Genomic DNA, 19,394 nt, shown 5'->3' with positions numbered 1-19,394 from the left:
CGTCCTCGCGCCAGCGGATTTTTTCAGCGATGCTGGCGCGCGAATGCTGCGGCGGCACCGAAAAGGCCGGGCTGCGGGTGGGTGATCAATTTGACCGGGATCGCCGCCATGAAATTCTCGAACCGCCCCTTGGCGACGAAGCGTTCGGGGAAACCCGACCGGACGAGCTGGTCGCGGATACGCAAGCCAAGCCCCCCCGCGATCACGACGCCGCTGGCGCCCTGCGCAAGCGCAAGGTCGCCTGCAACGCTGCCGAGCGAGAGGCAGAAGCGATCCGCGGCCGCAGCCGCCAGCGCATCCTCGCCGCCTATCGCCCGGCCCCATATCGTCCTGTCGTCGAGCGGCGCAATCGGTCGCCCTTCGATCGCCGCCAGCGTTTCATAAATATCGACGATGCCAGGACCGGATACGATACGCTCTACCGACACGCGGCGATGGCGTTTGCGCAGCCGCGCGAGGATGGCGTCCTCGATGCTGTCGAGCGGCGCGAAATCGACATGTCCGCCTTCGGTCGCCTGGACGCGATAGTCGGTCCCGTCGCGCCATACATGCGCAACGCCAAGCCCGGTCCCGGGGCCGATAACGCTGACCGTTCCCATTGCGGGAAGCGGCTCGTCAGGACCTGTCAGCCGCTCGAAATACCCCGCATCGGCCTGCGCGACCGCATGGCCGACCGCCTCGAAATCATTGACCAGCGTATAGCGGTCGACATTCAGCTTCTCGCCGATCAGCGCCGGGCGAATGATCCAGGGATTGTTGGTGAAGCGAATGATCTCGCCGCGCGTCGGCCCCGCGATCGCAATGGCGACGGCGCGCGGGAGCGCACCGCCCTGCTGCCGCTCGAAATCCTGCCAGGCGGTCTGAAAGCTGGCGTGGTCTTTTGTATGCAGCGTCGTCTCGGGCCCGAGCGAGACAACGCGGCCGGCCGCCACCTCGGCGATCGCGAAACGTGCGTGCGTGCCGCCGATATCGACCGTGACGATGGCTTCGCTCATGACTCTCCCTTGCCGGTCCATCATGGCCGGATCGCGTCCGGAATGTCGCAGGCCCGGCAGCGATGCAACAGGGCATAGCTATGCACGGTCGCGCCCGCGAAGCCTGAATTTCGATGCCGAAGGGAAATGGCGCACCCGGAACGATTCGAACGTCCGACCCTCAGATTCGTAGTTTTGTGGTCCTCGGCAATCTGCGTATTCTCAAATTGGCTGGCGTTTCCAGCGCCCCAGCGATTCCGCCACCGTTCATGCCCCGTTCTCATCTTGCGTTGGCTGGCGTTGGCGCCTATCTGATTGCCAGATGATTGCCGAAGCGAGTATGCGACAAGGTGGCAACGGGTAAGATAACCAAGCGCGCGGTTGACGCGATGCGGGCTGGTCCTCGCAACGATTTCCTATGGGATAACGAAACCAAGGGATTCGGGGTCAAGATCACGCCAGCCGGGAAGCGGGTTTATATCCTGCAATATCGACTCGGCGGCGCTGGCACTCCAACACAGCGTTACACCATCGGCCCGCATGGCCCGTGGACGCCAGACGCGGCAGAGAAGGAAGCGAAGCGGCTGCTAGCCATCGTCAACCAAGGCGGGAACCCGTCCGACGATAAGCGCCAGCGCCAGCGCGAAGCAACCGACCTGACATTTAATGCTGTTGCCGATCGCTTTGAGGCGCTTGAGATTCCGAAGCGGTGGCCCAAGTCGGGCGGCTTCGTGAAGGACGCGCTGCGCCTGCATCTGCGTCCCAAGCTCGGCAAGCGGGCGCTCCCTTCCATCACCGGGCCTGAGATTATCGCGCTGCTCGATGATCTGGAAGGCGGCCCCGCCCTGCGCCGCAACGTCTATGCGGTTATCCATCGCCTTTTGCGCTGGTCTAAGGGCCGGGGCGAGCTGGCGGCAAATCCGCTGGAAGATATTGAGGCGCCGAAACCGGTTGCCAGCCGTAATCGCGTATTGGCCGACCGGGAGTTGCGGCTAGTCTGGATCGCGAGCGAGGAATTGGGGCCGGTGTTTTGTGCGCTGGTGCGCTTGCTCCTGATTACGGGGCAGCGCCGGGATGAAGTCGCCGCGGTTGATTGGCGCGAACTGGATCGCGAGCGCGCCGAATGGTTGCTGCCAGCCTCCAGGGCGAAGAACGGGCGCGAGCATCTAATCCCCCTGTCGCCTCAAGCTGTCGCGCTGTTCGACGCACTGGCTGACGGGGAGCGCTGGCCCAAGAAGGGCTACGTCCTCACGACCGATGCGGGCAAATCGCGGGTGTCTGGATTCTCCAAGGCAAAACGAAAGTTAGACGAACAGATTGCCGATCTGATCGAGGATGACGAGGCGCCTGTTGAACCATGGCGCTTTCACGATCTACGGCGCAGCGCAGCGACAGGGCTTCAACGTCTGCGTATTCCGTCCGACTGGATCGAAGCCGCGCAGAACAGGCGCAAGAGCGGAATGGCGGGCGTTTATCAGCGCTACGAATTTGCCGACGAAAAGCGCGAGGCGCTGGAAACTTGGGGCGCGCATGTCGCGGGCCTCATTGATCCAAAGGACAACGTGGTTCCGCTCGCTTCGGTGAGCGCGAGCAAGGCGGCGCGGCTAGGGTAGCTCCCGAAAGGCCGGTTTCCGCCCGGCTGCCGCGTCGTCATCATTCCGTGCGGATCGCCAGCGGAGGCGACACGATGAATAACATTGCAACAGTGCCGGTGCGCCTCGGTGGCGATATACGCCGCGTTACTAACCTACAGGTTCAGGATGGCGAGGACGGACGCATAGCGGTCGAGCTTGCCACAACCGGGCGTGTTGGGGTGTTTCAAGGCGTCGAAATTGATTTCACCCATCCTGACATTCCGGCCGCTGAATGGTCGGCGCGACCTTGGTGGCACGTGTGGGGCGATGCCGAGCATCATTCCGGCCTGATATTCCCCGGCGAGGCAGCGGCGCCAGACTTCAAGGAAGCGAAAAAGGGCGTCACCCGGCGAGCCATATTTGCCAAGGCCGGGGATAGGGTAACGGTCGAGCGGGTGCAGCAGGTTGATGAAGTGACATTCCTTCACCATCCCCATGACTACGGGGTGCGCCTTGCCTACCTGAAATTGACGCGCGCCGATGGCAGCATTGAGACGGGTATTGGCCCCCTCGCCTTCTACGGCAACACCCGGATAATATCGCACGGGTCGCGCGAGGCGTTTGACAATGCAGTCGCGCGTATCGCGGCAATCGAGCCGGTCGGCTTCGGCAACCTTTCTGGCCCTCCTACTTGGAAACAAGGCGCCGACCATATGGCGAAGTATCATGCAGCAGCCGCGCATGATCTGCTGTTTGAGATGCTGGATGGGCTGCCAATCGATGACACAAGCTCCTATGTCCGTCTGCGCTCGCTGGTAAATTCAGCGATGCTTGCGGGCTTTGCGTTGGCGAAACATGAGGCGCGGCGCGCTGAGCGGCAAGCTGCCGGGGCGGCACGAGGAGCGATAGCAGGTGGTGAGAAAACTGCCGACCATGTGGCTCGGCAGCGGGCGCAGGAATTGTGGGACGAGTATCCAGAGCAAACCGTTTATTGGGTGGCGAAACAAATTTGCGCCGCGCATACCGATAAGGTGCAAGGCATTGTCGAGCGATCCATAAAGAAGCTGACGCCGCCAACGTCCAGATCATACAATCCTGCGAACGGCTACGGCGAATAACCCGCACCCCTAGGGCTACTACTAGCAAGCCTTGGGCGGTGTCTAAAACTCCCGGAATCCTTGACCTAATTGGACAGTGTAGCGCGCTGATGGTCGGCGTTGGCTACTGCCAAGTGAGGTCAATATGACAATGGAAGTTCTGAACCGAGAAGGGGCGGCGGCGTATCTCAAGCTGGCGTGTAACACTCTCGATAAGATGCGCGTTGCCGGTCGAGGCCCGAAATATGCAAAGCTCGGTCGCTCGGTCCGTTACCGCCGCGCCGATCTGGACGAATATCTTGCCTGCAATTTGGTCGCTTCGACCAGCGAAGCGCAGGCGGCTTAAGTGCTATGGGTGGCGAACATAGCGGGCACTCGGCGGCCCAAAACAGCGAACGCCGCACCCTTCTGACGGTGCGGCGTCCTGAGATTATCAGCGCTTTGGTCGGGGCTGGTATCTCTGAAAATAGCGACGAAGGGCGGGCCGCGCAAGTGTGGGCTGCCTCGATGCTCCAGGCCCGCGATGCGTGGGCCGACGCAAACCGACATGGGCGCAGATACAGCGACCGCGAAGCTCGCGGCCCCTCGGCGCGCCCGTCTGCAAATCATCGGAGATAATCATGGAAAAGATGACACCGCGAGCGGCTGCGCTCGCAATTCTCACCGATCACTATCACGGCCTTTCGTGGAAAGGCTGCCAGTTTCTTGGGCAAGTCGCGGGGCTTCCTGATCGCCCACTTTCCCCCAAGCAATCCGTCTGGCTGCAAAAGCTCTGCGAGGAAGCCGGACTGTCGTTTGAAGGGGTCGCCGCATGACGGATGACCACAAAGAGACCGCGCGCTGGCTCATGGCGCTCTCCGGGTTCCTTGGCCCCAAGGAACGCAAGTTCGTCGGGGCCATGTGCCGGGTCGATCACCCTTCGCCCGCGCAACGTGAGTGGCTTGCACGGGTCGCCAAGCGCGCCGTGGGCCAGGCTGGAAAGGTTCTCCATCATGCGTAAGGATATCCAAAACACAGATGATCTGCCGCGCTATCCTGCTGGCGCTCCGCACCGTGACGACGAGGCAAGCAAGGATGGCGCCCGCCTCGTCAACCGCACTGGCGGGCGGGTCACGCAATGCGATTTCGCACTTGCCGTAGTAAAGGCGGCGGGGGTTCGCGGCGTTCGCGCCAACGACGTTTACACCGCGCCGGATTCCCCCTTCCCCGATCTCTCAACTTGCCGCGCCCGCTTGTCGGACCTCAAGAAGCAAGGGAAGATTGGAAAGAAAGGCGAGCGCACCGAAGGCAATTCGGGGGTTCGGGTCAATCTGTGGGTCGCGGCGGAATATCTGCCCAAGCCTGACAATGACGATAGCTCGCCCGATCTGTTCGACAAGGCGGCTTAACGTGGGACGCGTGATCCTTTCGCGCGCGGGGAGCTTCTACCGGGTCCAATGTGACCCGGTGGAGGCCCTGCCCCGCTCGTTCGCCCGTCCGTCCACCTATACCAATCTCCAGCTCGCCCGCGACACGGCGCAATTGCTGTCGGACGCTACCGGATTCCCGCTCGTCGATAATGCAGACAAGAAGGGAGCTTTGCATGGCTGACAGAACAAAAAGGCCCAACAGGAAGGGCCACAAGGAAAGGGCGCAGCCCGTTGACCATGGTGTTGACGGTGGCGGCTTCGTCCAGATTCCTAGGGCATTACTCCGCAGCCCTGCCTTCATGAGCCTGTCGCAGCGCGCCCGCTCCTGCTTTCTCGTCATTCTCGAACGCTTCAACGGCTTCAACAATGGCCACATCGGCCTGTCGATTGACAACCTCGGCGCCGCGCTCGGCAATCAGAACCATGCCGCCAATTCGCGGGCGTTGGTCGAGCTAATGGACCGCGGCTTCCTTGAGTGCATGGCGGGCGCAAACCACATCAAGAGCAAGGCACGGGAATATCGCCTGACGTTCATTGCATCGGGTCCAAACGGTCGCGACAAGGCAACGAATGAGTGGAAACTTTGGCGGCCTTTGGAAAAAATCGGTCCTGAGGCTACCGCAACGCGAAAGTGGAAACCCGTTGAGGCTACCGCAACGCAGAGGAATATTGGCGTTGAGGCTACCGCAACGCGAGAAACGGAAACTTGCGGGTTTGGGGGGCGTTTCCGCGTTGAGGCTACCGCAGCCCATATAGTTAGCCAGTATCAGGCTCTCCCTGCCGTGGTTTCCGACAGTGGAAACACCTTCCAATCAGTCACCGAATTGCGGACGGCCCTCAACGCGCTGATTGCATCCGGTGGCGCCAGTGCGACGGAGATTGCGATAGCCATTGCAATGCCGGTCGGCACGATGAGCAAGTTCCGCAATGGTCGCGGGCTGCCGGAGGCCTATCGTGGGCCGCTGCACCTGGAGCTTGGTCGTCGTGAGGCATTCGCGTTGGTGAGCGGTGCGCCTGCCGGTGGATCGGCGGCGGTCCCTTTATTGTGGAGGGACGGCAATAGGCTAGTCGTCGTCCCTTCGCTGGATGGTCGCCGCGACGATAGCCTTTCACGTCCAGATTGGCGGCGGCTCGCCGGTTCGCAAGGTGGCGCCTCGCGCCTGCTGGCTGCCGCTTAGGGCCTGCTGATCGCTGACCCGGAGTTTTTGGACGCCATATAGGGCGGGCGGGAGCGAATTTTCGGACACCATAAAAAGGGATGCGCCGTCCAGGCACGGGGCGAACGGTGACAGGCTAGCCGGGTGATCGGGCCGGAATTTTCCGTAGCCGTAAAAAGGGGGCGGCGCTCGGTGTTGAAAACAATCAAGCGGATTCAAGAACGCGTGTCATGTCGGCGCCTGAAAAAACAGGTCAATGCAGGCTCCGCATGTCGGCAGATATACTGGCGGGCGGGCCTTATTCCGACACCCGCCCTAAGGGGCAACGTTCCTAATCGCCACCGCCAACCAGCGCGGGCAGGATAACAAAAAGGGCGCCGGATCGAAACCCGACGCCCCCATATTGGATCTATCTCGCATTACACCGCTAGGCGATGCTCCAGCGGCACAAGGCTGGCCGGGTCTGCAATCCTGTCGCCAAGCATATGCTTTGCCCCGTGATAGGCTGGTTCATTGAGCGAGCGCGGGGCGAATTTGCTTTCCCATTGATCGACTGCCCGCGAAGCGTATCGGCTGGCTTCCTTGCCTACGTCGTTGGCCGATAGATGCCCCTCCAGAACTGCGAGATAGATATCGCTGATCGCGTCGTCTCGCGTTGCCTCCGACAGCCAGCGCGGCACCGCTGCGGCGATGCGGGTATATAGCTGGTCGGTGTGGGGCCGGAACGTGCAGGCCTGTCCGCGCTCGGCCTGCAACTGGCGCCGCTTCGCCCGCTCGTCGGGAGTGAGCCAGCGCAAATAGCCTTTGGCGCCTTCGCTGGTTATGTCCCACCGCTGACCGATCGCTGCGAACGTGTCGCCCGCAATGATGGCTGCGACGATAGCCGCGCGCTTTTCCCGTTGCTCCGGTGTGTCCCACCGTCCAGCGGGATTCGTTGCGGTGCGGGAGCAGAAATGGGGATGAAACCGCTCGCGCCCACAAGTGCATTGCCCCAGCGTCCCGGCCGCCCGCATGGCCTCGATGAAGGGCGTTGCGTTTAGCCGCACCGCTTCCTTGCCGAGATTCATTGCCTCCGCGATCTGGCGCAAGCTGTTCGCTGTCTTGGCGCGCTCGCCAATCTCCGCGACCTGTTCGGCGGTGAGCCTGACAGGCTTGGTGATGTTGCGGGGCATGGGGCTGGATAGCTCCCCTTGCTCGCGCAGGATTCCCACGACGGGGGCAAGCCAACGGTTCACGGTTCCGAATGACAGGCCGACATTGCGGGCAATCTGCTGCTGGCTTTGTCCCGTCCGAAGCGCCGCGACCATTTCGGCGAACAGGCGGGGCGTCACTTGGACGGCGGGGGCCGGACCTCGCGCCCGCATTAGCTTGCCCTCCATGCTGTAGGCTCGGCACCGTTGGCGCCGGGCAAGATGATGGTTCCCGCGTCCTCGCCGTCATAGATGGCGTTTGCAGCATCTTCGACGATCTGCGCCACCAGCCGCTCCAAGATATTCCGCGGCAGGCTGGGAATGACCGAAAGGGCGATATCGGCGGGGAGCCGCGAAGCCCCCCGCCACAGACGAACCCCGGCGCTCATTTCAGCACCTGAATTGCAAGGTCGGCAATCATCGTCGCATACCACGCGATAACGGCCGCAACAGCGATGACGGCGCCCGAAGGGGCCTTCTCGGTGCGGGGCGCGCTCATTGCCCGATCCTTTCAAGGGCGTTCATCACATCGAGGCTCAGGCCCGTGCCGCCCTTGGCAAGCTGCATCATTCCCCTGATTGCCGGTTGTCCGTGGACAGCAAAAGCGGTCAGCTTCTCGAACGCCTCGGCGGGCATGGAGTGGAGCATGGCGACCATTAGCCAGCGTTCGGGCGTCATGGGATAGATTGCGCGGGCGATAGCCTCGGCTTCACGGCGCCACGGCGGGCAATAGTCGAAGCGCACGGGCTGCGCCTCGCGCATGGCCCGCTTCGCCTCCCGCGACCATTTGTTGCACGGCTGCTTGACCTGACGGCGCGCAGCGGTGGGCAGCTTGACGACGGCGGCGCTCATACTGCACCGCCTTGCGCGCGGAGCGAGCGGATTGCCGAAATGATAAGGCGCACGTTCCAATCGAACGCGGTTTCGTGGTCGAGGAAGTGGGCAAGATCGCAGCGGTTTGCTGCCGCGTCGTCCGTTGCTTCGGTGACGGTGTGCGCCAGCGCAAGCCAAAGCTGGCGCTCTGCGCCTTCGGGCGTCTGCGCAATCGCGCGCTGGATAGAGATTTCCGCACGATCCATTGCGTCGGTCTGCGCCATTTGGGCGGGGGTCTGCGCGCATCCCTTGCCAGCCTGTTCCAGCAGCGCGCCAAGGGCTGCGTTCGCCTCGACATACTGGCTCCATGCCGTGAGGATTGCCGCGTCTTTCGCGGGCGCAATTGTGGTGGTAACGGTTTCCATAGTCGTTCCCTCTCGTTCAGGGCTTCGATTAGGGCCGGTGCAGTCGTTGGTAGCTTCTGCGCTGGCCCGCCTCGGGACGCTCCCAAGGTGAAACGATTAGTAACATCATTAATAGGGGTGGACAAGCCCTAAAATGAAACTATTGGTTTCAGCATGACCCCCAAACAATCCCGGATGGCGCGCGCTGCGCTGCAATGGTCGCTGCATGATCTGGCAGCGGCTGCGTCGATTAGTCGAATGTCATGCGCTCGGTTCGAGCTGGGCGACAATGTGGCACCTGAAACGGTTGAGGCCATACGCGGCGCCTTCAAGGCCGCTGATGCGGATTTCATCAATCGCGCCGGTCGCGTCGGGGTTACGGTGCCAGAATAGGCTAATCCCGTCGGCTGCCGGTCGCGCGCCAGAGCCCTTGACGCTTTCCGCTCCATGGGGGAAACTGCCTTCGTGGAGGGTTCGTCATGCGATTGCCATTGCTGATCGCCGCTGCGCTTGTCGCGGGCGGTGCTGCTTCTGCTCAACAGGTAGGATCGGATGATTCCTCATTTGCTGACGGTATCCTCGTCACCAGCGGGGATGTAACGAATTGCCCTTACCGGCTTGTCCAGGCGGTAACTGTGAGCGTGACCGAGGATTATGGAGCGGACACGCGCGACAAGATTTTTGGGAAGCTGCGCGCCAAAGCCAAGAAGCTCGCCGCTGACGCTGTGGTGTTGGTTGTTAGGGGCGATGCCCATATGACGGCGTTCGCCTTCAACCGGCGCGAGTATACCGGCCGGGCGATCCGCTACGTTGATCGCTCCTGCGCGCCGACCGAATAGGCATGGCCCGCGAACTAACGCCCCTATTCGCTTTTGCTGCGCTGCTCGCGCTCACCGCCTGTTACCTGTGGTTTCGTTTTCTCGGTGCGCGTAGCTGGCAATCGCACAACGGATGTCCCCCGTCGTGGCGTTGGATGACTGAGGCAGTTGCCGCAACGGCGCTTGCACTCGGCCTCGGCGGGGGCGGCTACATCCTGTCGCTGTTCCTCTAGGCGCCAATTTTCCAAACTAGACTCGCTGGGAGCGATTAGGGGCGCCTAGGCCACATGGGTAGCTCTCGGCGCTCGATGCGCTGTAAGGCCCGTTTGCGGGCAAATTTCGCATAGTTGCCTTTTGCCGCACGATTCCGCGCGCGTAAGGGCGTCGTGCGGGCCTCGCCTGACGCATGGCGGCGGAATAATGTCAGGCCCTAAAAGGGGTCTTTCTCTTATATAGAAACGCGCGCGTTATATTAGCGGAAACCCGCAGAAAACTGCCGAATCCCTTGACTTTTGACGGGTATTATGATACCGCTGCCCCTGTGACGTCGAACAGCAAAAATCGTTACTCAGTGCAGGGAGACCGACGCCACCACCCCTGCCCTGTTGCCCCGCTCGCGCTGTTCGGCGTCACGCCTTGGGGTTGGGAGACGCGCCTTGCTTGTTACGATCAGGGACAACTCAGCTTCACGCGTCACCGCTGACGAGCACTTAAGCAACTTGGCGCTCCTGCGTTTCGCGCACGACTTCGCTCAACACTATCGCCTTGAGCAGATGGCGGTTGTTGAAGCGCTCGCCTCCGTCCCCCAATCCTTTCTTGACCTTGCCCGCGATCCCGTAGGCCTGACCGCGCTTGCTTCCATGATGGCCGGTCAACTAGGCTCGGAAGTGGCAGAGCCGTTTAAGGCTTCGGTCCATTGACGCTCGCCGCTGCCTTGGTTGAGCCCGCCGCCGATCAGTCCGCACCGATGGGTGAGCGGACCTTTGACGCGCACCGGATGAACCACATGGTCAATCATCCGGCAGTTCGCCCGCATGTTGGCGGCGACCCTGCGATTCCCCTCGATTTCTCCGCAGCTATTGCGAACCGCTACAACCATTTCCTTGCCGGGGATCATGGGGGGTTCGCCTGCATCTGGACTGCCCCCGATACCTACGAAATTCATACCTTTGTGTTGCCTGTTGGTCGTGGGCAATGGGCTGCCTCCTTCGCCATGTGGGGGCGGCAATATCTTGTCGATCAGGGCGCGCGCCATCTCTGGACAATGGTCCACCCCGACGCCGCCAACGTCCGAGCTTTCACCTTGAAGGCTGGATTTCGCCCAGCCGGTTCCCGTGTCGTCGATCTAGGCGCCGGGCCGGTCCCTTATGACATTTACAACTGGAAGATTTGACTAATGCCAGCAGCAGTTATCGGCGGGGCAATCGCTGGAGTGGGCGCTATTGGCGCCGCCGCTATCGGTTCCTCGGCACAGAAAAAAGCAGCCAACAAGGCCGCACAAACCGCTCAGGACACGACGGCGGCGAATAACGCCTTGCAGATGCAGATTTACAATCAGAACGCGGCGGTCCTGTCTCCCTACATCAGCCGCGGCAATCAGGCCGGTTCGATGTATGGCGCGCTCTTGGGTCTGCAACCAATGAACAATGCCGGGACAGCAAATGTCGGACAGCCCTCGCAGGCCGCGCCGCAAAGCGGCATTTCTCGTCTGTTCGCCGCAAATGATCTTTGGCGCGGCGAACCTACCGGGGTTCTAAACTACGGCTACAACGCGCTTAACGGGCAGTATGTGCCGAACAACGACACGGTGATGATGGCAGGAACCAATATGCCTGTCGCATCAACGCAGCCCACCACGGCGCAGAATTACCAGCAGGCGTTCGACAATTACAAGAACAGCACCGGCTACCAGTTCCGCTTCGATCAGGGATTGAAGGCTCTAGACGCCTCGGCCTCATCGCGTGGTGTCCTCAATTCTGGCGCTGCCTTGAAGTCTCTTGCCCGTTTCGGGCAGGGCATCGCTTCGGACGAGTTTGGCAATTACCTGGGCTATCTCGGCAACCTCATGGGAACCGGCCTTAACGCCGCGGGCGCGCAAGCGGGCGTCTCCACGAACATGGCAAATCAGGTGTCAGCTAACAACAATGCTGCATCCTCAGCGCTGGCTGCCGCCGCTCTGCAACGGGGCAATGCCAACGCTCAGTTTTGGGGAACGACTGCAAACGCCCTCGGCAACGTGTTCGGTTCTTCATTCTCGCCGGGCGGCGGTTCGCTCAACGCGGCATCGCAGCGCATGATTGCGGCTAATCCGGGTATCTTTTGACGGGGTTTAACATGACGCAGATTAATTGGGGCATCCTGCAACCCGTCGATGTTGGCGGCGCCTTCTTGCAGGGAGTAGAACAGGGCCGCGCACGTCGCGTTGACGATTTGACCGGGAAGGCTCTCAGCGCGCTTATGCGCGATCCGAACGCGGGCGGCGAGGAGCTTGGGGTGCTTGCTCGTATCGCGCCGAAAAACGCCCTTGCCCTTGCCGATTTCCAGCAGCAACAACAGAAGCAAGCTCGAGAAGCGCAATTCCGCGAGGCGCAGGGGCGCTACGTGTCCACGTTCAGCCCCGGCAATGGTGCTGTCGGCGCTCTCCAGCCCCGACGTGGGCCGATGGTCGGTGTTGACGGCATGGGCAGGATTACGGGATCTAAGGTCGGTGCCGATGGTGGCCCGCCTATCAGCATGGCCCCGCCCCCTCCGTCGAACTGGCAAGATACTGTTGGCTCTGGCGCCCTCGCCGCGCTCGGCGTCCCCGCCACCACCGCTCCCGCCAGCCCCACCGCCAGCCCTGCCACCAATATTGCTAGCGTCGATCCTAATTCGGTCGTCGATCCCTACGCGGCGCGCGGCATTGGTGCAGAAAGCGGCGTAACCGGCCAACATGCGCCGGGCGAAACGCCTATGCCTGCCGAGATCGCGCGGGCAGCGCAAAGCCCGAATATGGAAGCGCGAAACCGGGCCTTTATGGAGATGGCGAAGATTGACCCTCTCGCCGCTATGAAGATCGACAGCGAGATGCGGGACCAAGCGCTCAACCAGCTTGAGGATGCGGACAAGGCTTACCGTCTGGCGATTGCGCGCCTTCCCCGCGTCAATGACGAGGCGAGCTATCAAGCTGTCCTCAATGAAGTGGACGCGCTGCTCGCGCCGTTCGGCCAGAATATCCGCGACTCGGTGCCGCCCAACTATCCCGGCCCCGATGGAATCCGGCAATTGCTTATGCTCGCGCTCGACTCGCAACAGCAGCTTGCCGCTATGGATCGCCGTTTCTCTGCCGAAGCGCGGGTTGCGGACATGCAGGCCGATAATGCGCGACAGGATCGCAACACCGACAATATGATTGCCAACCGTGACGCCCGCACCGGCATTGCGCAGAGCCGCGCCGCCACAGCAGACCGCCGCGAAAGTCGCATTGCAGCCGGTGGGGGAAAGCGTGGCGGTCGTGGATCGTCGAGCGCGCCCACGGCGGTAAACCCTCAGACGGGCGAACGCGTCGTATTGAAGGGCGGCAAATGGGTGCCGGTCAAATGATCGACAACCTTGACCTGATCCGCGAGGCGGGCTGGGGCTGCGCTGAAAGCCAAGTGCGCTTGGCGAAGCTCGCGCTTGCCGGTGAAACCCTAGGCCATGCCGACCGCGTGGTTGCCACCGTCGAGGGCCTGACGTTCGCGCGGCTTGCGGCTGCTCGCGGCGACATGACCGGGCTAGGCCTGTTCATCGCCTTGCAAAACCAGCTCGCGGAATTGCTCGATGATGCGGGCCTGTTTGACAGCGGAGACAGCCACCGGGGGGAAAGCCTTGCGGCTGCCGACGTAACCGTTGATCGCGTCCCCGATGGCTCAATGGGGGAAATCCTCGGCGCCTATCTCGCGGCTGCCGAAAACGTGACGCCCGACGCGATGGAAAGCGCGCAGCATCACCGCCGCAAATGGGGAGGCGAGAACATTGGCTGACGCGCCGCCGCTTCCCCCCGGCTTTGAGCTTGAGGACAATCCGAAAAAGAAGCCCAAGGGGCGCAAGACTCGACTGGATAACTACACGCCCAGCGGTGACGTGCGCGACCTTGGGGGCGAATACCGCCCTACCGGTGGCGTCGTTGATGGCGATACCGTGCGGCTGGAGCCTACCAACGGCAAGCCCACGCCCAACGGTCGCGTCCTTGGCTATGATGCTTGGGAGTCGGGGCAATTCGGCTATCGTCCGGGACGTGGCCCCGTAGCCATCGGGCAGCAATCGACCGGCGCGCTCGATGATCTGGTAACGCCAGCCACGGCGGTCTTTGGCATCGGACGCGAAACCTATGGGCGCCCGGTCGTCTCGCTGAACAATGACGGGACCGACCCCGTTACATCGCTGCTCATGGGCGGCAACGGTCTTGCTGCGCCTGAATATCTGGCGAACGATCCCGCCCGCCGCGCTAACTATATGGAAGCCGAGCGCCTAGGCCGTCTCAACGCGCAGGGCGGTCACGCAACGCAGACGATGACGCCGGAAGCCTACCGCCGCGCCGACCGCTGGAATCTCAAGTTGCGCCCTGACGAGGAAGTGCAATTCACCAGCGATCTGCCAGATTTCCGCCCAGAGTTTAAGCGGCTGACGAACGATCAGGAACAGGACTTTTACGCCTTCCTCGCGCGCAACAGCGGCAATCCGAATTTCAGCCAGGCCGATCTAGACGGCTATTGGAAGGAACGCGGCTTCGTCGGCTCGGCGCCGGCCGATAGCAAATTCATTGAGAGCATCCGCAAGGGTGAGAAGGTCGGGCCTGTCGATTACTCGGCATGGGACGCGCAGACGCTGCGCGATTTCAACATGGCCAACGCCTTTGCCGGTATGCGCCCCGAAGTGCAGCAGGAATATAACACCCTGTTGCAGTCAAAGGACGTGACGCCCGACGCAATCGAGAAGTGGGGGCAAGCCTACGGCATGTCGTTTGACCCCCGCGACCTTCGCGATTTTGTCGATCAGAAAGCCAAGGGCGGCAACCCGAACATTCCTATCCCGATCATCAACCCCGGCGATGGCGCGGGCGGTGCGGCTGGTCGCGGGTTTATTGATACGCTCGGCTTTGCCGGTGAAGTCGGCGGCGCGATTGACGCGGTGGCACCTGAATGGATGCAGAGCGCAGCGCAGGACATTACGGGCGGCTCGGAAGGATTCAAGCATCGCGAGACGATATGGAACAGCGACCGCTCGCTTTCCGATATCTGGCGCAACAACTGGCGCCAGAATGAGGCGATCCTGAATTACGACGAAACCCGCCACCCCTTTGCCCGTCTCGGCGGTCAGCTTGTGGGCGGGGTCTTTATCCCCGGCTCTGCTGGTGTCCGCGGTGCGGCTGGCTTCGCGAAGGCTGGCGCCATCGAGGGCGGGATTTACGGGTTCGGGTCTGGCGACGGTGGGCTAGGAACGCGTCTCGCCAACGTGCCGCTTAACGCCCTTGGCGGTGCAGTCGGCGGCGCAGCGATCGGCAAAGGCATTGATCTGGCGGCCCCTCTCGTTGGCAAGGTCGCTGGCCGTCTTGCTGGTCGATCTGGCGAAGCTGTCGCGGAAGATTTACCTCCCCTGCCCGAAGGCTTCCAAATGGAGCGCGCAGATATGGCGGCTGAACCCATGCCCGCCCTGTCAGGCCCCCGCGTCCGCGATACAATCGACGTAAACAGCGCTCGCCCCCGTCCGATGATCGACGGGCCGTCGCCTGATCTCATGCAGGCCGCAACCGCCCGCGTCGAGCCGCAAGACGTGCTGCCGCGCCCTTCCAATGAGCTTACGCCAGAGGAAGCCGCGCAGCTTGGCGCCGGTCCTTACCGTGATGTGCCAGCGCCCCGCGAGCGCGATTACCTTGAGGCGCAGCAATATCCCTCGGCCCGCAATCCTGACGTGATGGTCAATCGTCGCGGTCCTGCTGACCTTGTGACGTTCGCTCGCGCGCAAGGCGGGCTGCGTGACGAGGGCGGCGAGCTAGCCGCATCGGGTATCACCAATGCGCCCCGCAAGGGCGAGGACTTCACCGGGGGCGAAAACCGTCTCGGTCGCCTTGTCGATCAGGAACGGGGCCTGTCCGTCGAGGATATGGCGCAGAAGGCTTACAATGAAGGGTATTTCCCCGAACTGGACCGGCCGCCGACCAATCAGGAATTTCTTGCCGCGCTCGATGATACCTATCGGGGTGTCGGTCGCCGGTTTCGTCCTGAGGATGAAGGGCAGATTCAGGCTTTCGAGGGCGCCCGCGATCAGCGGCTTGCGGTCGAGCGCGCACGGCAGGAAGGCGCACCGCTTGCGCAGGACGTGGGCCAGCCCGCCACATATGAGGATGCCGTTGCCAACGCTGCGCCGCCCGTCAATCCTGACGATTGGGACGCCGCCACGCTGACCAAGGTTGGCAATGTCCGGGTCGATAAGCTCGACACGCCGCAGGAAATTTCGCAGGCGTTGAAAGTCGCCAACGATATTACGGGCGGCTTTGAGGCCTCGCGGCGCGGTCGCATCACCCAGGCTGAAACGGAGGCGCTGGCGTCCGATCTTGGAATGACTGCCGACGATCTGCTCGCCCGACGCAAAGGGCAGGCGTTCAACGCAGAGGAAGCCTTAGCGGCTCGCCGCATCCTCGCTGCGTCCGGTAACGAACTGGTCAACCTTGCTCGCCGTGTGCAGCGGGCCGGTGATGAACCGGGAAGCGAACTGCTCGCGGCTTTCCGTAAGGCAATGGTGCGTCATACGGCCATTCAGGAACAAGTTGCTGGTGCCACCGCTGAGGCGGGGCGCGCGCTGTCGCAATTCCGCATGGCAGCGAACAGCCGCGAAGTGCCGGGCCGTGTGCTTGAGGGACTGGTGAACGCTGGCGGCGGCCCCACCCGCCTGAAAGATGCGGCGGATGCGATCCTGACCCTTGAGAAAGACCCCGCCAGCCTGAACCATTTTGTTGAGAAGGCGGCTAAACCCAAGTTCTCCGACAAGGTTGTTGAGCTGTGGTATAATTTCCTGTTGTCGGGGCCGCAGACCCATGCCGTTAACGTCCTCTCCAACACGATGACGAGCCTTGCGCAGATTCCCGAATATGGCGCAGCGTCCCTGATTGGACAGGCCCGCAGGCTCTCCCCCATTGCCCGCAAGAATGTTGAGGACCGCGTGACCTTTACCGAGATCGGGCAACGCGTCGTCGGCCTGCTGCAAGGCACCCGCGAAGGGATGCGCGAGGCCGCCTTTGCGTTTCGCACGGGCGAGTCACGGGACTTTGTGACTAAGGTTGAGGCGCAAGGACAGAAGGCAATCAGCGGCACGAAAGGCGAAGTCTTGCGCCTGCCGACGCGCGCCCTGACTGCGGAAGATGAGCTATTCAAGGCGATGGCCCGCCGCATGGAGCTATCGGGCCTCGCGGTTCGTAAGGCTCGCTCCGAAGGGCTGAACGGGGAAGCGGGGCGCAAGCGCGCTGCCGAGCTTCTTGCCAATCCCACCGATGACATGTGGGAATCTGCAATGGATTATGGGCGCTATGTCACGTTCCAGCGTCCGCTAGGTGAAGTTGCCTCCAAAGTTTCGGCAATCACGCAGGCCGCGCCGATCCTGAAAGCTGTTCTCCCTTTCGTCCGCACTCCAACCAACCTGTTCAAGTTTGCGGTTGAGCGTTCGCCTGCCGCTCCGGTGCTGAAAGAATGGCGCAAAGACTTTGCGGCTGGCGGGGCGCGTCGTGACATTGCCGTGGCTCGCGCCATGGTTGGCACCGGCATGGGCGCCTTGATGGCCGAGCTTGCGGCCAAGGGGATTCTGACCGGCTCCCCGCCCGCTGACGAAAACAAGCGGCGGTTGCTCTATGCGGACGGCTGGCAGCCCTACAGCGTGAAGATTGGCGACCGCTATTACAGCTACAAGCGGCTCGATCCGTTTGCCCTGACGATTGGCGCCGCGGCTGATATCGCCACGCTGAGTAACGGCATGACCGACAACCAGCGCAGCAAGGGCGCTGCCCTCGTCGTCGCCAGCATCATGGGCAACCTGTCCAATAAGACGTGGCTGTCCGGCCTGGCTGACGTGCTTGCGGCGGCGGATGATCCCGAACGCTTCGGGGATTCGTTTATCAAGCGGTTTGCGGGTTCGCTCGCTGTCCCGACCGGGGTTGCACAGATTGCGCGCACCGTCGATCCTACGCTGCGGGAGACGCCCGACACCACAAGCTATATTCAGTCGCGGGTGCCGGGGCTATCTGGCAAGCTGCTGCCCAAGCGCGACGTATGGGGGCGCCCCATTGAAACTGAGGGCGGTATCGGCCCTGATATCATTTCGCCCATCTGGACCAGCACCGCGAAGGCCGACCCGGCGACGTGGGAAGCCCTACGCGTTGACGCGACCATTTCGGCGCCGAGCGACCGCGTGAACGGCAAGAAACTAGATACCAAGGTCTATGACCGCCTCCAGGCAGTCACCGGCCCGCTCGCCCACAAGTGGGTGTCGGAGCTGATCGCGAAGCCTGAATATCGTTCGCTCGATATGGACGGACAGGCGAAGGCGATTAAGTTCGTGATGGAAAAAGCGCGCGAAGCTGCCAAGGCCAATGTGCTGGGCGGTGTGCCGAACCCCGCGAACAGGCCGGAGCGTGGACAGCGCAAGCCCTCGTCGCGCCGCGCGCGCCCTGCCCTACCTCCCGGATTTCAAATCGAACCGTTGCCGACCGGGTTTGTTTTGGATCGATAATTCAGAAGTGATAGCTTCCGCTCCATCATCGTAAGGGCGGGAGAATGTCATGACAGCATTAAAGGGTATTGTTCTCGCATCCGTTGCGTTGGCGAGCTTTCCGGGTCACGCAGACGCAGGGATTTTTAGAACGGGCAATGATTTGTGGGCTACATGCAACACGCCGCAATCGAACCCTGACTTCTACCAAAAATATTATCAGTGCTCCGGTTACATAATAGGAGCGGTGGACAGCCTTGAACTATCCTCCGCTATCGAAGGCCGGGGCGAGTGCATTCCGGCAACGGCCAACGTTGGTCAAATCACTGACATTGTGATCGCCTACCTACGCGACAAGCCAGCCAAGCGGAGTCTCATGGCTCCAAACGTCATCGCGCTCGCAATGAACGAGGCCTTCTCCTGCCGGATGCTTCCTGCGCCAGCACTAAAATAGTGCGAAATAGAGCGAAGCCACCGCGAGACGGCCGGACGGCGCAAGTCTGGCTGCGCGAAATCGTCCCGCGTGATTGCTATATGATTGCCAGAAGCAAAAGGCCTCCCGCATCGAAACGCGGAAGGCCTTGAAAACTATGGCGCACCCGGAACGATTCGAACGTCCGACCCTCAGATTCGTAGTCTGATGCTCTATCCAGCTGAGCTACGGGTGCGTGGAGCGGTGCCTTTAGGAGCAGTCGGCGGGGCGTGCAACCCCCTATTTCGACTTTGTGACGGTTCGGCAGGTCGATTGACGGCGAATTGCGTCGAGCGAACCGATTTCCGCAGGATCCTTCAGCAGCAGGCGAATCAGCGCAATCCCGCGATCGTGGCCGACGCGCACCACCTCGGCGCCCGGCGGCACCGCCTGCCCGTCGCGCGCGACGATGATTCGATAGGGTTTTCCGCCCGCTTCGACGTCATTGCGCACGTAGGCGACGTCGGTCGCGGCATCGAAGATGCTGAGCGAAGAATAGCGCCCAGGGACCGGCACGACCATAATCTCGAGCGGCCCCGCCGCAAGGTCGAACGGACAGCTGGAATAGGCAAGATCGGGGCTCGGCCGCACGACAGGCTGGCGCGCGGGCGTCGCGAGCGGTCCCTGCGACATCTGGTTGATGCCGCCGCGGCCAAGCCGGTCCATCGCGATCTTCATCATGCCATAGGGGATGGCGGCGATGGCCGCATAGCCGACCGCGAGCGCGGCGATCAGGCCAAAAGCGAGCGGTCCGATCCAGCGGCGCAT

Annotated in this window: 24 protein-coding genes and 1 tRNA gene; 18 read left to right on the top strand and 7 right to left on the bottom strand. The window is 62.1% G+C overall.

The genetic code is table 11. The features are described 5' to 3' along the window. Window positions 1-23 precede the first annotated feature (23 nt). Entirely contained in the window at window positions 24-995 is a 972-nt protein-coding gene (locus MU856_RS04335; RefSeq protein WP_234180147.1) for a glucokinase, read from the bottom strand. Between the two features lie 329 nt (window positions 996-1,324). On the opposite strand from MU856_RS04335, the gene MU856_RS04330 reads away from it, so the two are divergent. The 8 genes from MU856_RS04330 (at window position 1,325) to MU856_RS04295 (ending at window position 6,232) form a co-directional block, all read left to right on the top strand. Continuing rightward, window positions 1,325-2,587: a tyrosine-type recombinase/integrase gene (locus tag MU856_RS04330; protein WP_263588441.1), complete on the top strand. Its 1,263-nt coding sequence runs from the start codon at window positions 1,325-1,327 to the stop codon at window positions 2,585-2,587. A gap of 74 nt (window positions 2,588-2,661) precedes the next feature. Beyond that, on the top strand, window positions 2,662-3,666 hold the full coding sequence (locus MU856_RS04325) for a hypothetical protein (protein ID WP_263588440.1): 1,005 nt from the start codon (window positions 2,662-2,664) through the stop codon (window positions 3,664-3,666). Window positions 3,667-3,796: 130 nt separating this feature from the next. Continuing rightward, window positions 3,797-3,991, top strand: a complete 195-nt coding sequence (locus MU856_RS04320) for a helix-turn-helix transcriptional regulator (RefSeq protein ID WP_263588439.1) — start codon at window positions 3,797-3,799, stop codon at window positions 3,989-3,991. A gap of 274 nt (window positions 3,992-4,265) precedes the next feature. After that, window positions 4,266-4,460 carry a hypothetical protein gene (locus tag MU856_RS04315; RefSeq protein WP_263588438.1) on the top strand — a complete coding sequence of 65 codons (195 nt, stop codon included), beginning with the start codon at window positions 4,266-4,268 and terminating at the stop codon, window positions 4,458-4,460. Then, complete coding sequence (locus tag MU856_RS04310) at window positions 4,457-4,645, top strand: hypothetical protein (protein ID WP_263588437.1); 189 nt, start codon at window positions 4,457-4,459, stop codon at window positions 4,643-4,645. Before MU856_RS04315 ends, MU856_RS04310 begins: the two co-directional genes overlap by 4 nt. Further along, window positions 4,638-5,033, top strand: coding sequence for a hypothetical protein (locus tag MU856_RS04305; protein WP_263588436.1), 396 nt, complete (start codon window positions 4,638-4,640; stop codon window positions 5,031-5,033). Before MU856_RS04310 ends, MU856_RS04305 begins: the two co-directional genes overlap by 8 nt. A gap of 1 nt (window position 5,034) precedes the next feature. Beyond that, the gene (locus tag MU856_RS04300; RefSeq protein ID WP_263588435.1) at window positions 5,035-5,235 is read left to right on the top strand and encodes a hypothetical protein; all 201 of its coding nucleotides are present in this window, start codon (window positions 5,035-5,037) and stop codon (window positions 5,233-5,235) included. After that, on the top strand, window positions 5,228-6,232 hold the full coding sequence (locus MU856_RS04295) for a hypothetical protein (RefSeq protein WP_263588434.1): 1,005 nt from the start codon (window positions 5,228-5,230) through the stop codon (window positions 6,230-6,232). The genes MU856_RS04300 and MU856_RS04295 overlap by 8 nt, the downstream gene beginning before the upstream one ends. Window positions 6,233-6,630: 398 nt before the next feature. Here MU856_RS04295 and MU856_RS04290 read toward each other — a convergent pair whose 3' ends face one another. The 4 genes from MU856_RS04290 to MU856_RS04275 form a co-directional block, all read right to left on the bottom strand. Further along, window positions 6,631-7,542, bottom strand: a complete 912-nt coding sequence (locus MU856_RS04290) for a hypothetical protein (protein ID WP_263588433.1) — start codon at window positions 7,540-7,542, stop codon at window positions 6,631-6,633. Between the two features lie 32 nt (window positions 7,543-7,574). Beyond that, complete coding sequence (locus tag MU856_RS04285; RefSeq protein ID WP_263588432.1) at window positions 7,575-7,790, bottom strand: hypothetical protein; 216 nt, start codon at window positions 7,788-7,790, stop codon at window positions 7,575-7,577. Window positions 7,791-7,896: 106 nt separating this feature from the next. Then, a complete protein-coding gene (locus MU856_RS04280) occupies window positions 7,897-8,253 on the bottom strand; it encodes a hypothetical protein (protein WP_263588431.1) in 357 nt (118 codons plus the stop codon). Beyond that, a complete protein-coding gene (locus MU856_RS04275) occupies window positions 8,250-8,639 on the bottom strand; it encodes a hypothetical protein (protein ID WP_263588430.1) in 390 nt (129 codons plus the stop codon). The genes MU856_RS04280 and MU856_RS04275 overlap by 4 nt, the downstream gene beginning before the upstream one ends. Before the next feature lie 153 nt (window positions 8,640-8,792). Between MU856_RS04275 and MU856_RS04270 the strand changes: the two genes are divergently transcribed. From MU856_RS04270 to MU856_RS04225, 10 genes are all read left to right on the top strand, one after another. After that, window positions 8,793-9,011 carry a helix-turn-helix domain-containing protein gene (locus tag MU856_RS04270; RefSeq protein ID WP_263588429.1) on the top strand — a complete coding sequence of 73 codons (219 nt, stop codon included), beginning with the start codon at window positions 8,793-8,795 and terminating at the stop codon, window positions 9,009-9,011. 86 nt (window positions 9,012-9,097) lie between these two features. After that, window positions 9,098-9,457, top strand: a complete 360-nt coding sequence (locus tag MU856_RS04265) for a hypothetical protein (RefSeq protein WP_263588428.1) — start codon at window positions 9,098-9,100, stop codon at window positions 9,455-9,457. Window positions 9,458-9,459: 2 nt separating this feature from the next. Further along, the gene (locus MU856_RS04260) at window positions 9,460-9,669 is read left to right on the top strand and encodes a hypothetical protein (RefSeq protein WP_263588427.1); all 210 of its coding nucleotides are present in this window, start codon (window positions 9,460-9,462) and stop codon (window positions 9,667-9,669) included. Between the two features lie 423 nt (window positions 9,670-10,092). Beyond that, window positions 10,093-10,356 carry a hypothetical protein gene (locus tag MU856_RS04255; protein WP_263588426.1) on the top strand — a complete coding sequence of 88 codons (264 nt, stop codon included), beginning with the start codon at window positions 10,093-10,095 and terminating at the stop codon, window positions 10,354-10,356. Further along, entirely contained in the window at window positions 10,353-10,829 is a 477-nt protein-coding gene (locus MU856_RS04250; RefSeq protein WP_263588425.1) for a hypothetical protein, read from the top strand. The genes MU856_RS04255 and MU856_RS04250 overlap by 4 nt, the downstream gene beginning before the upstream one ends. Window positions 10,830-10,832: 3 nt before the next feature. Continuing rightward, window positions 10,833-11,759, top strand: a complete 927-nt coding sequence (locus tag MU856_RS04245; RefSeq protein ID WP_263588424.1) for a hypothetical protein — start codon at window positions 10,833-10,835, stop codon at window positions 11,757-11,759. A gap of 11 nt (window positions 11,760-11,770) precedes the next feature. After that, window positions 11,771-13,018 carry a hypothetical protein gene (locus tag MU856_RS04240; protein WP_263588423.1) on the top strand — a complete coding sequence of 416 codons (1,248 nt, stop codon included), beginning with the start codon at window positions 11,771-11,773 and terminating at the stop codon, window positions 13,016-13,018. A gap of 59 nt (window positions 13,019-13,077) precedes the next feature. Then, entirely contained in the window at window positions 13,078-13,440 is a 363-nt protein-coding gene (locus MU856_RS04235; RefSeq protein ID WP_263588422.1) for a hypothetical protein, read from the top strand. Continuing rightward, complete coding sequence (locus tag MU856_RS04230) at window positions 13,433-18,175, top strand: thermonuclease family protein (RefSeq protein ID WP_263588421.1); 4,743 nt, start codon at window positions 13,433-13,435, stop codon at window positions 18,173-18,175. Before MU856_RS04235 ends, MU856_RS04230 begins: the two co-directional genes overlap by 8 nt. A gap of 49 nt (window positions 18,176-18,224) precedes the next feature. Further along, on the top strand, window positions 18,225-18,608 hold the full coding sequence (locus MU856_RS04225; protein ID WP_263588420.1) for a Rap1a/Tai family immunity protein: 384 nt from the start codon (window positions 18,225-18,227) through the stop codon (window positions 18,606-18,608). Between the two features lie 137 nt (window positions 18,609-18,745). Here the strand turns inward: MU856_RS04225 and MU856_RS04220 are convergent. Continuing rightward, window positions 18,746-18,822, bottom strand: a tRNA-Arg gene (locus MU856_RS04220). A 44-nt stretch (window positions 18,823-18,866) separates the two neighbouring features. Beyond that, window positions 18,867-19,394: a DUF1254 domain-containing protein gene (locus MU856_RS04215; protein ID WP_234180145.1), complete on the bottom strand. Its 528-nt coding sequence runs from the start codon at window positions 19,392-19,394 to the stop codon at window positions 18,867-18,869.

Origin of the sequence: Sphingopyxis sp. GC21, from assembly GCF_025727575.1 — a bacterium.
GTDB lineage: Bacteria > Pseudomonadota > Alphaproteobacteria > Sphingomonadales > Sphingomonadaceae > Sphingopyxis > Sphingopyxis terrae_A.
Note: the sequence above shows the minus strand (reverse complement) of the source record. Positions and strands in the feature narration are given on the sequence as shown.

Bases quoted from the DNA above. Each gene is read 5' to 3' on its own strand.
- MU856_RS04315 (WP_263588438.1), top strand. From the start codon at position 4,266: ATGGAAAAGATGACACCGCGAGCGGCTGCGCTCGCAATTCTCACCGAT.
- MU856_RS04305 (WP_263588436.1), top strand. From the start codon at position 4,638: ATGCGTAAGGATATCCAAAACACAGATGATCTGCCGCGCTATCCTGCT.
- MU856_RS04295 (WP_263588434.1), top strand. From the start codon at position 5,228: ATGGCTGACAGAACAAAAAGGCCCAACAGGAAGGGCCACAAGGAAAGG.
- MU856_RS04245 (WP_263588424.1), top strand. From the start codon at position 10,833: ATGCCAGCAGCAGTTATCGGCGGGGCAATCGCTGGAGTGGGCGCTATT.
- MU856_RS04265 (WP_263588428.1), top strand. From the start codon at position 9,098: ATGCGATTGCCATTGCTGATCGCCGCTGCGCTTGTCGCGGGCGGTGCT.
- MU856_RS04325 (WP_263588440.1), top strand. From the start codon at position 2,662: ATGAATAACATTGCAACAGTGCCGGTGCGCCTCGGTGGCGATATACGC.
- MU856_RS04335 (WP_234180147.1), bottom strand. From the start codon at position 995: ATGAGCGAAGCCATCGTCACGGTCGATATCGGCGGCACGCACGCACGT.
- MU856_RS04280 (WP_263588431.1), bottom strand. From the start codon at position 8,253: ATGAGCGCCGCCGTCGTCAAGCTGCCCACCGCTGCGCGCCGTCAGGTC.
- MU856_RS04320 (WP_263588439.1), top strand. From the start codon at position 3,797: ATGGAAGTTCTGAACCGAGAAGGGGCGGCGGCGTATCTCAAGCTGGCG.
- MU856_RS04215 (WP_234180145.1), bottom strand. From the start codon at position 19,394: ATGCGCCGCTGGATCGGACCGCTCGCTTTTGGCCTGATCGCCGCGCTC.
- MU856_RS04275 (WP_263588430.1), bottom strand. From the start codon at position 8,639: ATGGAAACCGTTACCACCACAATTGCGCCCGCGAAAGACGCGGCAATC.
- MU856_RS04240 (WP_263588423.1), top strand. From the start codon at position 11,771: ATGACGCAGATTAATTGGGGCATCCTGCAACCCGTCGATGTTGGCGGC.
- MU856_RS04310 (WP_263588437.1), top strand. From the start codon at position 4,457: ATGACGGATGACCACAAAGAGACCGCGCGCTGGCTCATGGCGCTCTCC.
- MU856_RS04260 (WP_263588427.1), top strand. From the start codon at position 9,460: ATGGCCCGCGAACTAACGCCCCTATTCGCTTTTGCTGCGCTGCTCGCG.
- MU856_RS04225 (WP_263588420.1), top strand. From the start codon at position 18,225: ATGACAGCATTAAAGGGTATTGTTCTCGCATCCGTTGCGTTGGCGAGC.
- MU856_RS04270 (WP_263588429.1), top strand. From the start codon at position 8,793: ATGACCCCCAAACAATCCCGGATGGCGCGCGCTGCGCTGCAATGGTCG.
- MU856_RS04285 (WP_263588432.1), bottom strand. From the start codon at position 7,790: ATGAGCGCCGGGGTTCGTCTGTGGCGGGGGGCTTCGCGGCTCCCCGCC.